Annotated in this window: 14 protein-coding genes and 1 rRNA gene; 14 read left to right on the top strand and 1 reads right to left on the bottom strand. The window is 53.3% G+C overall.

Annotated elements, in window-relative coordinates; genetic code table 11:
* Positions 1–248 precede the first annotated feature (248 nt).
* The 14 genes from msrP to L579_RS07230 all read left to right on the top strand — a co-directional run bounded on the left by msrP (position 249) and on the right by L579_RS07230 (position 13,318).
* Positions 249–1,253 (top strand): protein-methionine-sulfoxide reductase catalytic subunit MsrP, encoded by a 1,005-nt coding sequence (gene msrP / locus L579_RS07165; protein ID WP_021183599.1) that lies wholly within the window; start codon positions 249–251, stop codon positions 1,251–1,253.
* Positions 1,254–1,856: a protein-methionine-sulfoxide reductase heme-binding subunit MsrQ gene (gene msrQ, locus L579_RS07170; RefSeq protein WP_021183600.1), complete on the top strand. Its 603-nt coding sequence runs from the start codon at positions 1,254–1,256 to the stop codon at positions 1,854–1,856.
* Positions 1,857–2,088: 232 nt separating this feature from the next.
* Positions 2,089–2,541, top strand: coding sequence for a type II 3-dehydroquinate dehydratase (gene aroQ, locus L579_RS07175; protein WP_021183601.1), 453 nt, complete (start codon positions 2,089–2,091; stop codon positions 2,539–2,541).
* Between the two features lie 21 nt (positions 2,542–2,562).
* On the top strand, positions 2,563–3,033 hold the full coding sequence (accB, locus tag L579_RS07180; RefSeq protein WP_021183602.1) for an acetyl-CoA carboxylase biotin carboxyl carrier protein: 471 nt from the start codon (positions 2,563–2,565) through the stop codon (positions 3,031–3,033).
* Between the two features lie 11 nt (positions 3,034–3,044).
* The gene (accC, locus tag L579_RS07185; RefSeq protein ID WP_021183603.1) at positions 3,045–4,391 is read left to right on the top strand and encodes an acetyl-CoA carboxylase biotin carboxylase subunit; all 1,347 of its coding nucleotides are present in this window, start codon (positions 3,045–3,047) and stop codon (positions 4,389–4,391) included.
* Positions 4,392–4,465: 74 nt separating this feature from the next.
* Positions 4,466–4,708, top strand: coding sequence for a YhdT family protein (locus tag L579_RS07190; RefSeq protein ID WP_021183604.1), 243 nt, complete (start codon positions 4,466–4,468; stop codon positions 4,706–4,708).
* Positions 4,698–6,143 carry a sodium/pantothenate symporter gene (gene panF, locus L579_RS07195; RefSeq protein ID WP_021183605.1) on the top strand — a complete coding sequence of 482 codons (1,446 nt, stop codon included), beginning with the start codon at positions 4,698–4,700 and terminating at the stop codon, positions 6,141–6,143. The genes L579_RS07190 and panF overlap by 11 nt, the downstream gene beginning before the upstream one ends.
* A gap of 11 nt (positions 6,144–6,154) precedes the next feature.
* Complete coding sequence (gene prmA, locus L579_RS07200; protein ID WP_021183606.1) at positions 6,155–7,036, top strand: 50S ribosomal protein L11 methyltransferase; 882 nt, start codon at positions 6,155–6,157, stop codon at positions 7,034–7,036.
* A gap of 293 nt (positions 7,037–7,329) precedes the next feature.
* Positions 7,330–8,295, top strand: coding sequence for a tRNA dihydrouridine synthase DusB (dusB, locus tag L579_RS07205; RefSeq protein ID WP_036625605.1), 966 nt, complete (start codon positions 7,330–7,332; stop codon positions 8,293–8,295).
* Between the two features lie 24 nt (positions 8,296–8,319).
* Positions 8,320–8,616 (top strand): DNA-binding transcriptional regulator Fis, encoded by a 297-nt coding sequence (fis, locus tag L579_RS07210; RefSeq protein WP_003855228.1) that lies wholly within the window; start codon positions 8,320–8,322, stop codon positions 8,614–8,616.
* 545 nt (positions 8,617–9,161) lie between these two features.
* Positions 9,162–10,187: an amino acid ABC transporter substrate-binding protein gene (locus L579_RS07215; protein ID WP_013510735.1), complete on the top strand. Its 1,026-nt coding sequence runs from the start codon at positions 9,162–9,164 to the stop codon at positions 10,185–10,187.
* A 66-nt stretch (positions 10,188–10,253) separates the two neighbouring features.
* A complete protein-coding gene (locus L579_RS07220) occupies positions 10,254–11,432 on the top strand; it encodes an amino acid ABC transporter permease (protein ID WP_021183608.1) in 1,179 nt (392 codons plus the stop codon).
* A 15-nt stretch (positions 11,433–11,447) separates the two neighbouring features.
* On the top strand, positions 11,448–12,548 hold the full coding sequence (locus L579_RS07225; RefSeq protein WP_021183609.1) for an amino acid ABC transporter permease: 1,101 nt from the start codon (positions 11,448–11,450) through the stop codon (positions 12,546–12,548).
* Positions 12,549–12,556: 8 nt separating this feature from the next.
* Positions 12,557–13,318, top strand: coding sequence for an amino acid ABC transporter ATP-binding protein (locus L579_RS07230; RefSeq protein WP_021183610.1), 762 nt, complete (start codon positions 12,557–12,559; stop codon positions 13,316–13,318).
* A 201-nt stretch (positions 13,319–13,519) separates the two neighbouring features.
* On the opposite strand, the gene rrf is transcribed toward L579_RS07230, so the two are convergent.
* Positions 13,520–13,635 (bottom strand): 5S ribosomal RNA (gene rrf, locus L579_RS07235).
* Positions 13,636–13,643 lie beyond the last annotated feature (8 nt).

The following is a 13,643-nucleotide window of genomic DNA, read 5'->3' on the forward strand; positions in this document are numbered from 1 at the left end:
CACGAGCCTCACTGGCGCAAACCTGAGCAAAATAGCATAAATCACCGTCTGAAACAGCGTTCCGCCGAGATCGCGGTGCAGACAAAGGCGAGTATAACGACAAACATCGTCCACCTGACTTTCACCAGATTTTTTTCGTCCTATTCTCAAGATAAGCGCAACCAGGAAATTTCACATTTTTCCGCACTTACTGGCAGGCTGCGCAGGGTTTGATCATGCTTGCTTTATTTATGCAGCCGGAGAATTCCATGAAGACAAAGCATTCCCTTTCTGAAGCTGATGTCACGCCAGAAAGCATCTTTAATATGCAGCGTCGTCAGGTGCTGAAAGCGCTCGGATTAGGTACCGTTGCTGCCAGCCTGTCGGGCGGCGCCCAGGCCGATGTCCTGAGTTGGTTTAAAGGTAACGATCGTCCCGCAGCCCCGGCCGGTAAAGCACTGCAATTTAGTAAACCGCCCGCCTGGCAGGCCGATTTGCCGTTAACGCCATTCGATAAAGTCGCAGGCTACAATAATTTCTACGAATTTGGCCTGGATAAGGCCGATCCGGCGGCCAATGCCGGGACATTAAAAACCGATCCCTGGCAGTTACGTATTGAAGGTGAAGTCGCCAAACCGATCACGCTGGATATGGATGACATCTTTAAACGTTTTGCGATGGAGCAGCGGATATATCGCATGCGCTGCGTAGAGGCCTGGTCAATGGTGATCCCCTGGGTGGGATTTGAGCTGAACAAGCTGCTGAAACTGGCAGAACCCACCAGCAAAGCCCGTTTTGTTGCGTTCCAGACGTTATATGCCCCGGATCAAATGCCCGGTCAGAAAGACCGCTTTATTGGCGGTGGACTGGATTATCCCTATGTTGAGGGGCTACGTATGGATGAAGCCATGCATCCGCTCACTCTGCTCAGCACCGGCGTGTATGGCAAAGCGTTACCTCCGCAAAATGGTGCCCCAATCCGCCTGACGGTACCGTGGAAGTATGGTTTCAAAGGCATCAAGTCGATTGTCAAAATTACCCTGACGCACGATCAGCCGCCCACCACCTGGAACCAGATCGCCGCAAATGAATATGGTTTCTATGCCAACGTTAACCCGCATGTTGACCATCCGCGCTGGTCACAAGCTACCGAGCGTTTTATCGGTCCGGGAGGTATTTTGAAGGTAGAACGGCAACCAACGCTGCTGTTTAACGGTTATGCCAAAGAGGTCGCTTCGTTGTATCACGGGCTGGATTTACGGGAGAACTATTGAGTGCGTCTGACATTACGTCATATCACCTGGCTTAAAGTGGTGCTGCACCTGGCGGCTTTTTTACCGTTCGTCTGGTTGTTTTTCGCCGCTAATCAGGGTTGGTTAAGTGCCGATCCGGCCAAAGATATCCAACATTTTACCGGCAGAATGGCGCTTAAATTGTTGCTGGCGACCTTGCTGGTCAGCCCGTTAACCCGCTATGCCAAACAACCGCTGCTGATTCGTACCCGCCGCCTGCTGGGTTTGTGGTGCTTTGCCTGGGCCTGTCTGCACCTGACGAGCTACTACCTGCTGGAACTTGGCGTCGATAATCTGCGATTACTCGGCAGCGAACTGGTTTCCCGTCCCTATCTGACATTGGGGATTATCTGCTGGGTGATCCTGTTCGCATTGGCCGTCACCTCCTTCCAACGCGCCCAACGCAAACTGGGACGGCGCTGGCAAACGCTGCATAATGGTATCTATCTGGTGGCGATCCTCGCCCCCATTCACTATCTTTGGTCTGTTAAAGTCCTGTCACCACAGCCGTTGATCTATGCCCTGCTGGCGCTACTGCTGTTAGCCTGGCGTTACAATAAGTTGCGAAAACTCCTGTCCAGATAATTCCTGCAAGGTTGTCTTCCGGCTGCAATTTCTGTTAAAAGGTGTGGCCTTCAGGCCGCATCCGATCATCTTCGCAGATAAGACCAGTATTTTGCTGCGAATTGCGACGAAACGGATATAATGCCCGGCTTTATTGCAAGACACGTCTTCTTTTTCACTCCGAAGAGTGACAAAGCAAGAATGTCGCGGTATTTTACGCGATGCCTGAATAATTGCAGGAGATAGCAGCAAGATGGCGCACAAATTTCACATACTGCTTTTGAACGGACCCAACCTGAATTTACTGGGTACGCGCGAGCCTGAGAAGTATGGTCACACGACACTGGCGCAAATTGTCAGCGATCTGACGCAACAGGCCGATCAGCACCATGTGAAATTGAGTCATCTGCAATCGAACGCGGAGTTTCAGTTGATTGATCGTATCCATGAGGCCAGAGGCAATGTGGATTACATCATCATCAATCCTGCCGCGTTCACGCATACCAGCGTCGCGCTGCGTGATGCCCTGCTGGCGGTGAGCATTCCTTTTATCGAGGTGCATCTCACGAACGTGCATGCCCGCGAACCGTTCCGCCATCACTCCTATCTTTCCGATGTATCTGCCGGCGTCATTTGTGGACTTGGCGTTGATGGATACTCGTGGGCTTTACAAACGGCGGTCAAACGCCTGACACATTCCAATTAAACAGAGTACGGAACCACACTCATGGATATTCGTAAAATTAAGAAACTGATCGAACTGGTTGAAGAGTCCGGCATCGCTGAGCTGGAAATCTCTGAGGGCGAAGAGTCCGTTCGCATCAGCCGTTCACCTGCCAATGTCGGTTATCCTGTTATGCAGCAGGCTTATGCTGCACCTGCACCGCAGATGGCTCCTCTGGCCGCTGCTGTTGCCCCAGCTGCTGCCCCAGTAGCCGCTGAAGCTGCCAAACCAGAAATCACTGGTCACATCGTGCGTTCACCGATGGTCGGCACCTTCTATCGTACCCCAAGCCCGGATGCGAAAGCCTTTATCGAAGTCGGCCAGAAAGTTAACGTCGGCGACACCCTGTGCATCGTTGAAGCGATGAAAATGATGAACCAGATCGAAGCCGATAAATCCGGCGTGGTGAAAGCGATTCTGGTGGAAAGTGGCCAGCCGGTTGAATTTGACGAGCCGCTGGTTGTCATCGAATAACGAGGCGAACCATGCTGGATAAAATTGTCATTGCTAACCGCGGTGAGATCGCGCTGCGCATTCTGCGTGCCTGTAAAGAGCTGGGCATCAAGACTGTGGCGGTTCACTCCACGGCAGACCGCGACCTGAAGCACGTACTGCTGGCTGACGAAACCGTCTGCATCGGTCCGGCGCAGTCGGTCAAAAGTTACCTCAATATTCCGGCCCTGATCTCCGCCGCCGAAATCACCGGCGCGGTCGCGATCCATCCGGGATATGGCTTCCTGTCTGAGAACGCCGATTTTGCCGAGCAGGTCGAACGCTCCGGCTTTATCTTTATCGGTCCGAAAGCCGACACCATCCGCCTGATGGGTGACAAGGTATCGGCGATCACCGCGATGAAAAAAGCGGGTGTACCGACCGTACCGGGTTCTGACGGCCCACTGACGGAAGACATGGAGAAAAACCGTGCCTTCGCCAAACGCATCGGCTACCCGGTGATCATCAAAGCCTCCGGTGGCGGCGGTGGTCGTGGTATGCGCGTGGTGCGCAGCGACAAGGATCTTGAGCAGTCCATCAACATGACGAAAGCGGAAGCCAAAGCGGCTTTCAACAACGACATGGTGTACATGGAGAAATATCTCGAGAATCCGCGTCATATCGAAATCCAGGTGATGGCCGACGGTCAGGGCAACGCCATCTATCTGGCGGAGCGCGACTGCTCGATGCAGCGTCGTCACCAGAAAGTGGTGGAAGAAGCGCCGGCACCGGGTATCACCCCGGAACTGCGTAGCTTTATCGGCGACCGCTGTGCCAAAGCCTGTGTCGATATCGGCTACCGTGGCGCGGGCACCTTTGAGTTCCTGTTCGAAAACGGCGAGTTCTACTTTATCGAGATGAACACCCGTATTCAGGTAGAACACCCGGTCACTGAGATGATCACCGGTGTTGACCTGATCAAAGAACAGCTGCGCATTGCTGCCGGTCAGCCGCTGTCCATCCGTCAGGAAGATGTGGTGATCCGCGGTCATGCGGTGGAATGCCGTATCAACGCCGAAGACCCGAACACCTTCCTGCCGAGTCCGGGCAAGATCACGCGCTTCCACGCGCCGGGTGGCTTCGGAGTGCGCTGGGAATCGCATATCTATGCCGGTTACAGCGTGCCGCCGTACTACGACTCCATGATCGGCAAGCTGATCACCTACGGTGAAAACCGTGACGTGGCGATTGCGCGCATGAAGAATGCGCTGGCGGAGCTGATCATCGACGGTATCAAGACCAACGTCGAACTGCAGATGAAAATCATGTCCGACGAAAACTTCCAGCAGGGTGGGACCAATATCCACTACCTGGAGAAAAAACTCGGCCTGCAAGAGTAATTCTTGCAGCGCAGAGATCCTTTGAGGCCGGTTAAACCGGCCTTTTTCATTTTTGTTGCCTTTGAGGTTGCATGATGGATTGGCGTTTTGTGCAAGCGAATAAAGAGGCGCGCTGGGCGTTGTATCTGGCGCTGGCGTATCTCGCCGTTTGGGGGCTTTCCGCCTGGCTGGGTGGCGATGCCACCGGTATCACCGGGTTGCCACGCTGGTTTGAACTCTCCTGCCTGTTTGCCCCTGTGCTGTTTATTGCGTTGTGCTGGCTGATGGTGCGGGTGGTTTTCCGCGATATGTCACTGGAGGACAACGATGGAAAGTGAAATCATTCTTCCCCTGCTGGCCTATCTGGTGTTGATCGCCGGATTGTCGGTTTTTGCCATGCGCAAGCAGCGCGAGGGTAACTTCCTCACCGAATATTTCCTCGGCAACCGTTCGATGGGCGGCTTTGTGCTGGCAATGACCATCACCGCTACCTACATCAGCGCCAGTTCCTTTATTGGCGGGCCGGGTGCAGCCTACAAATATGGGCTGGGCTGGGTGCTGCTGGCAATGATTCAGGTGCCCGCCGTGTGGCTGTCGCTCGGCGTACTGGGAAAGAAATTTGCCATTCTGGCGCGCCGCTACAATGCCGTGACGCTCAATGACATGTTATATGGGCGCTACCGCAGCCCGCTGCTGATTTGGCTGGCCAGCCTGAGCCTACTGACGGCGTTTATCGGTGCGATGACAGTGCAGTTTATTGGTGGCGCACGTCTGCTGGAAACCGCTGCGGGCATTCCTTACGACACCGGACTGCTAATTTTTGGTGGCACCATCGCACTCTACACCGCCGTCGGGGGCTTCCGAGCCAGCGTATTGAATGACGCGATGCAGGGGCTGGTGATGCTGATTGGCACCTTCCTGTTGCTGTTTGCCGTTATTCATCAGGCCGGTGGGCTGGAGACGGCCGTCACGAAACTGCGCACCATCGATCCACAGTTGGTATCACCAGAAGGGGTGGGTAATGTCATCACCCCCACCTTCCTGAGTTCGTTTGCCGTGCTGGTGTGCTTTGGCGTGATTGGTCTGCCGCATACCGCCGTGCGCTGTATCTCGTATAAAGACAGCAAAGCGATGCATCGCGGCATTATCCTCGGCACCATTGTAGTGGTGATCCTGATGCTGGGCATGCATCTGGCTGGCGCGCTGGGTCGGGCGATCATCCCGGATCTTACCGTTCCCGATCGTGTGATCCCGACACTGATGATCACCGTTTTACCGCCTATGGCCGCAGGGATCTTTCTTGCTGCGCCAATGGCGGCGATCATGTCGACCATTAACGCGCAGCTGCTGCAATCCTCCGCTACCCTGATCAAGGATCTGTATCTGCGCATTGCGCCGCAGCACAGCGAGAATGAGGCGCGTCTGCGTCTGCTCTCCGGCACCATTACCTTTGTGCTGGGCATCCTGCTGCTGCTGGCAGCATGGAACCCGCCGGATATGATCATCTGGCTGAACCTGCTGGCCTTCGGCGGCCTGGAAGCGGTGTTCCTGTGGCCGCTGGTGCTCGGTCTGTATTGGCAACGCGCTAACGCTGCCGGTGCGATTAGCGGCATGGTGGTTGGCGCCGCATGCTACACGCTGCTCGCCAGCCTGAAACTGGAGCTGTGGGGCTTCCACCCTATCGTTCCTTCACTAATCCTTAGCCTGCTGGCCTTTCTGGTCGGTAATCTGTTTGGCACCGCGTCTGACCAACCTGACGCGGCCCTGGAATAAAGAGAAACGCTATGCCGTGGATTCAAATTAAAATTAACAGCTCTGGTGAGCACGCCGAGACTCTGAGTGATGCACTGATGGAGAGCGGCGCAGTATCCGTCACTTTTCAGGATACCCACGATAACCCGGTTTACGAACCGCTGCCGGGCGAAACGCTTTTATGGGGCGATACCGATGTGATTGGCCTGTTTGATGCCGAAACTGACATGAGCGACGTGGTTGCAGAGTTAAGCCAGCATCCGCTGCTCGGCCAGGGTTTCCGCCATAAAATCGAACAGATCGAAGACAAAGACTGGGAACGCGAATGGATGGATAACTTCCACCCCATGCGCTTCGGTGAACGTTTATGGATTTGTCCGAGCTGGCGTGAAGTGCCGGATCCAAACGCCGTCAACGTGATGCTGGATCCCGGCCTGGCATTTGGCACCGGGACACACCCAACCACCTCGTTGTGCCTGAGCTGGCTGGATGGTCTCGACTTGCAGGGCAAAACCGTGATCGATTTCGGCTGTGGCTCCGGCATTCTGGCTATCGCGGCCCTGAAACTGGGTGCAGCCCAGGCGATCGGTATTGATATCGATCCGCAGGCGATTCAGGCCAGCCGTGATAATGCTGAACGCAATGGCGTCGCCGACCGCCTGTCCCTGTACTTACCTCACCAGCAGCCAGAGAACTTGCAGGCCGACGTGGTGGTCGCCAATATCCTTGCCGGCCCGCTGCGTGAGCTGGCACCGTTGATTAGCGTATTGCCAAAAGCCGGTGGACATCTCGGCTTATCAGGCGTGCTGGCCAGCCAGGCGGAAAGCGTGTGTGAAGCCTATACCGAGCGTTTTGCTCTCGACCCGGTGGCCGAAAAAGAAGAGTGGTGTCGCATCACCGGTGTACGTCGCTAATACCGCATAATTAGCACCATTCACTCTTGACTCCCCGCCACATCTCTTGCGAATCCGGTGATGTGGCGTTTTTTATGTTGTGATTTGGCTCAAGTTTTCAGAAAAACTTTTGTTCACAATTTCAGCGTATTTTTTTAATTACCTGAATAATATAGGTATTTCTTATAGTTGTTACTGATCGGTCCGATTTCCTTGATCTTTACCTGCTAATTGTTCAAAGTTTGGCCTTTCATCTTCGTGAAAAAATGCGTAATATACGCCGCCTTGCGAACAGTTAGGGTCACTTCTTTTTCATGCGCATTGGACATTATCAGCTTCGTAATCGACTCATCGCTGCGCCTATGGCCGGGGTTACCGACAAGCCATTCCGCACCTTGTGTTACGAGAACGGCGCTGGCATGACAGTCTCCGAGATGTTGTCATCAAACCCGGAAGTATGGGCCAGTGACAAGTCCCGTTTGCGTATGGTGCATAGTGACGAGCCCGGTATTCGTGCCGTGCAAATAGCCGGTTGTGATCCCGATGAAATGGCGGCTGCCGCGCGCATTAATGTGGCGTCAGGCGCGCAGGTCATTGACATCAACATGGGCTGCCCGGCGAAGAAAGTGAATCGTAAGATGGCGGGTTCTGCGCTGCTGCAACATCCGCAACTGGTTGAGTCTATTCTCACCGCGGTAGTAAATGCAGTTGATGTACCCGTTACGCTGAAGATTCGCACTGGCTGGGACAAAGAAAATCGTAATTGTGTAGAGATTGCCCAATTGGCTGAACGCTGTGGCATTCAGGCCCTCACCATTCATGGACGCACTCGCGCCTGTTTGTTTGAAGGGCAAGCTGAATACGACAGCATTCGGACAGTTAAGCAGAGCGTTTCCATTCCGGTTATCGCGAATGGAGACATTACTGACCCGCATAAAGCCAGAGCAGTGCTCGATTATACAGGAGCCGATGCTCTGATGATCGGTCGCGCTGCTCAGGGAAGACCGTGGATCTTCCGGGAAATCCAGCATTATCTGGACACAGGGGAGCTGCTGGCACCGAAGCCGCTGGCTGAAGTGAAGCATATGCTGATTGGACACATACGGGAGCTGCACGACTTTTACGGTCAGCGCAAGGGATACCGTATTGCCCGAAAACACGTTTCCTGGTATTTGCAGGAAAATGCCCCTGATGACCAGTTTCGGCGCACATTCAACGCCATTGAGGATGCCAGCGAACAGCTGGAGGCGTTGGAGGCATACTTCGAAAATCTTGCGTAAACGAAATAAAGAGCTGAAAGAACTATGTTCGAACAACGCGTAAATTCTGACGTACTGACCGTTTCTACCGTTAACTCACAGGATCAGGTGACGCAAAAGCCTCTGCGTGATTCGGTTAAACAGGCACTGAAGAACTATTTTGCTCAACTGAACGGTCAGGATGTTAGTGACCTGTATGAACTGGTACTGGCTGAAGTCGAGCAGCCTCTGTTGGACATGGTGATGCAGTACACCCGTGGCAACCAGACCCGTGCAGCTCTGATGATGGGTATCAACCGTGGTACTCTGCGTAAGAAGCTGAAAAAGTACGGCATGAACTGATTTCAGTTTGTTGCTGCGATAACGCCAGCCCTCGGGCTGGCGTTTTTGTTTCTGTTTCCCGCCGTTAACAACGCATGAAACAATTGTCACCATAATGGTAACATTAGTTGCAATTGCTCCAGTGATATTCCACGGCGAAACCCCTTCGCTTAATGTCCCATTTTGGCTCAGTTCTCCTCGACTTTTCTCTGCATCTCTGCCCACCAGCCCTGTTTCTCTGTGATCCTGAACCGCTCCAGCCGCAAACGTGCAAATTCATACATTTTGTCCTGCGTACCCGCTCACACTGCTTCCATATAGTGAAACTTTTTGCACTGTTTGTGATCGAGGCGACTCGCTTTGCTTCCTTTTGGTGCGCGATAGTAGTCGGAACTTTCTGAATGCTTCAGGTTATGAAGAGATCTTTCTAATGAATTCAGGATTCTGCAAACCTGGCATCAGCTTTGCAGAGTCTGGAATGGCTGACCGCCACAGACAGGAAAAGCGCACTTAAAAGTGTGCAACACAACCACATAACAACACGATTTCGCCACACAGGATGCTTTATGAAAAAGATGATGCTCTCCACCCTGGTCGCCGCAGCTTCTCTGTTCGCTGTTGCTCAGCAAGCGCATGCAGGCACCACGTTGGATGCAATTAAGAAGAAAGGGTTTGTTCAGTGCGGTATCAGTGATGGCCTGCCTGGCTTCTCTTATGCCGATGCCAGCGGCAAATTCACCGGTATCGACGTTGACGTCTGCCGCGCCGCTGCGGCTGCCGTATTTGGTGACGCCAGCAAGGTGAAATACACCCCGCTGACAGCAAAAGAGCGTTTCACCGCACTGCAATCAGGTGAAGTGGACATTCTGTCCCGTAACACCACCTGGACTTCATCACGCGATGGCGGCATGGGCTTCCTGTTCGCAGGCGTGAACTACTACGACGGTATCGGCTTCCTGACCCATAAAAAAGCCGGTCTCAAAAGCGCTAAAGAGCTGGATGGCGCCACCGTATGTATCCAGGCCGGTACTGATACTGAGCTGAACGTGGCGGATTACTTCAAAGCCAACAACATGCAGTACACCCCTGTGACTTTCGACCGTTCTGATGAGTCAGCGAAAGCGCTCGACAGCGGTCGTTGTGACACCCTGGCTTCTGACCAGTCTCAGCTGTATGCGCTGCGTATCAAGCTGGGCAAACCAGACGAATTTATCGTTCTGCCGGAAGTGATTTCCAAAGAGCCGCTAGGCCCGGTAGTACGTCGTGGTGATGATGACTGGTTCACCATCGTTAAATGGTCACTGTACGCCATGCTGAATGCGGAAGAGATGGGTATCAACTCTAAAAACGTTGATCAGCTGGCAGCCAAACCGTCTAACCCGGACATGGCTCACCTGCTGGGCGCTGAAGGCGACTTCGGCAAAGACCTGAAGCTCGACAACAAGTGGGCATTCAACATCATCAAACAGGTGGGTAACTACCAGGAAAGCTTTGACCGCAACGTCGGTAAAGACAGTGCTCTGAAAATCGCGCGTGGTCAAAATGCGCTCTGGAATCAGGGCGGTATCCAGTACGCTCCGCCGGTACGTTAATTCTGCCTTCCAGTCGGGCACCGCACCCTGCGGTGCCCAATGCGTTTTCTTCACTGAGGTTTCAACATGTCACAACGCCCAACCGTAAAAAGGGATTTTTCGTTCGGTAATCCTACGGTTCGCGCCTGGCTTTACCAGATCGTCGCGATTGTGGCCGTGCTCGCTGTAGTGGGATATCTCATCCACAATACAGTGATCAACCTGGCCAATCGTGGCATCACATCGGGTTTCGGCTTTCTGGAACGTAGTGCCGGTTTCGGTATCGTCCAGCATCTGATTGATTACACCGAGGGAGATACTTACGCGCGCGTGTTTATGGTGGGGTTAACCAACACCCTGCTGGTTTCCGCACTCTGTATTATCTTCGCTTCTATTCTCGGATTTTTTATCGGTCTCGCGCGTTTGTCAGATAACTGGCTGCTGCGCAGGCTCTCTACGATTTATATCGAGACGTTCCGTAATATTCCGCCGCTGCTGCAAATCTTCTTCTGGTACTTTGCGGTGCTGCGTAATCTACCCGGCCCACGCCAGGCATTGAACGCCTTCGATCTGGCATTTGTCAGCAATCGTGGGCTTTATATCCCCTGGCCGACCTATGCGCCCGGCACCTGGCCATTTGTTATAGCGTTGATGCTGGCGATTGCCGTCAGCGTGGGACTGTTCCGCTTTAACCGCAAACATCAGCTTAAAACCGGTCAGCTGCGCCGTACCTGGCCGATTGCCAGCGCGATGATCATTCTGTTTCCCTTGATCGCTCATGCGATGTTCGGTGCGGCAACGCACTGGGATGTGCCGGAACTGCGCGGGTTTAACTTCCGTGGTGGCTTCGTGATGATCCCTGAGCTGGCTTCGCTCACGCTGGCGCTGTCGATTTATACCTCTTCTTTTATCGCAGAAGTGATTCGTTCAGGTATTCAATCGGTACCCCATGGACAGAATGAAGCTGCCCGCTCGCTTGGTTTGCCAAATCCCGTCACCATGCGCCAGGTGATTATTCCCCAGGCCATGCGCGTGATCATTCCACCGCTGACCAGCCAGTATCTCAACATCGTGAAAAACTCCTCACTGGCGGCCGCTATCGGCTATCCGGATATGGTGTCGCTGTTTGCCGGTACGGTACTGAATCAGACGGGACAAGCGATTGAGACGATTGCGATCACCATGGCGGTCTACCTGATCATCAGCCTGGTCATTTCACTGCTGATGAACCTCTACAACCGCAAAATCGCGCTGGTTGAGCGTTAAGAGAACGGGATTATTATGTCTGTTACCACACACGAAACACCGCCAGTACCAACCAATCCCGTCAGCAAAGCCTGGGTTTGGGCACGTAAAAACCTGTTCTCCAGCTGGTTTAACACGCTGCTGACGCTGCTTTGCTTCTGGATTATCTGGAGCGTGATTCCGCCCGCGCTGAACTGGCTGGTCTTCCAGGCCAACTGGATTGGATCAACCCGTGCCGACTGTACCAAAGAAGGTGCCTGCTGGGTGTTTATCCATGCGCGCTTTGGTCAGTTTATGTATGGGCTGTACCCGCATGAGCTGCGCTGGCGTATAAACCTGGCGCTGGTGATTGGCCTGCTTTCAATCATCCCGATGTTCATCAAATCGATGCCACAACGTGGCCGCTATATCGCCTGCTGGGCGGTGGCCTATCCGATCATCGTCTGGTTTCTGATGTATGGCGGCTATTTTGGCCTCGACCGCGTTGAAACTCGTCAGTGGGGTGGCTTGACGCTGACGTTAATTATCGCGTCGGTCGGGATCGCCGGTGCCCTGCCTTTGGGTATTTTGCTGGCGCTGGGGCGTCGTTCGAAGATGCCAGTTGTACGCACTCTCTCGGTGATTTTTATCGAGTTTTGGCGTGGCGTACCGTTGATTACCGTGCTGTTTATGTCCTCAGTGATGCTGCCGCTGTTTATGGCAGAAGGCACCACCATCGACAAATTGGTGCGTGCATTAGTCGGGGTGATTTTGTTCCAGTCTGCCTATGTAGCGGAAGTGGTACGCGGTGGCTTACAAGCGTTACCTAAGGGACAGTATGAGGCCGCCGAATCACTGGCGTTGGGTTACTGGAAAACACAGATTCTGGTGATTCTGCCGCAGGCGCTCAAACTGACCATTCCTGGTCTGGTAAACACCATTATCGCGTTATTTAAAGATACCAGCCTGGTGATCATCATCGGCCTGTTTGATCTTTTCAGTAGCGTGCAGCAGGCAACCGTTGACCCCACATGGCTTGGGATGTCGACAGAAGGCTATGTTTTTGCTGCCCTCGTCTACTGGATTTTCTGTTTTAGCATGTCGCGCTATAGCCAGTATCTGGAGAAGCGCTTTCACACCGGGCGTAAATCGCACTGAGGTTTTACATGACACAATCTATGACTAATTCTGCTGACGCAATGATGATTACGCTCGAAAACGTGAATAAATGGTACGGCCAATTCCATGTGCTGAAAGACATTAACCTACAGGTGAAGCCGCGTGAGCGTATCGTCCTCTGCGGTCCGTCAGGTTCAGGAAAATCGACTACCATTCGCTGTATCAACCATCTGGAAGAACATCAGCAGGGCCGTATTGTCGTCGATGGCATCCATCTGAATGACGATGTGCGCAATATTGAGCGTGTAAGAACCGAAGTCGGCATGGTATTCCAGCACTTTAACCTTTTCCCACATCTGACCGTGTTGCAGAACTGCACCCTGGCTCCGATTTGGGTGCGTAAAATGCCGAAGAAAGAGGCAGAAGAATTGGCGATGCATTACCTGCAACGCGTACGTATTGCTGAACATGCACATAAATTTCCGGGGCAACTGTCCGGTGGTCAGCAGCAACGTGTAGCCATTGCCCGCTCACTCTGCATGAAACCCAAAATTATGCTGTTTGATGAACCTACCTCTGCGCTTGATCCGGAAATGGTGAAAGAAGTACTCGATACCATGATTGGTCTGGCAGAAGATGGCATGACTATGCTGTGCGTGACGCATGAGATGGGCTTTGCACGCACCGTGGCTGACCGGGTGATCTTTATGGACCGTGGTGAGATTGTCGAGGTAGCACCACCGCAAGAGTTCTTTGCTAATCCTAAGTCTGAACGTACCCGTGCATTCCTCTCGCAGGTTATTCATTAAGAGAAGTATCTGGCGATGCTTTTTACCAACCCTCTGCTTCGGCAGGGGGTTTTTTATTGTCTGATGGTGTTGCGGCGCGATTTATCGCGCGCTTTTTATTGTTCCGGACGCTGAAAAATGCGCGATAAATCGCGCCGCTACGAAATACGCAGACGTAAAAAAGCCCTGAACTTTCGTTCAGGGCTTCTTCACTTATTTGATGCCTGGCAGTTCCCTACTCTCGCATGGGGAGACCCCACACTACCATCGGCGCTACGGCGTTTCACTTCTGAGTTCGGCATGGGGTCAGGTGGGACCACCGCGCTACAGCCGCCAGGCAAATTCT

This window comes from Pantoea sp. AS-PWVM4 (assembly GCF_000468095.1).
Lineage (GTDB): Bacteria > Pseudomonadota > Gammaproteobacteria > Enterobacterales > Enterobacteriaceae > Pantoea > Pantoea phytobeneficialis.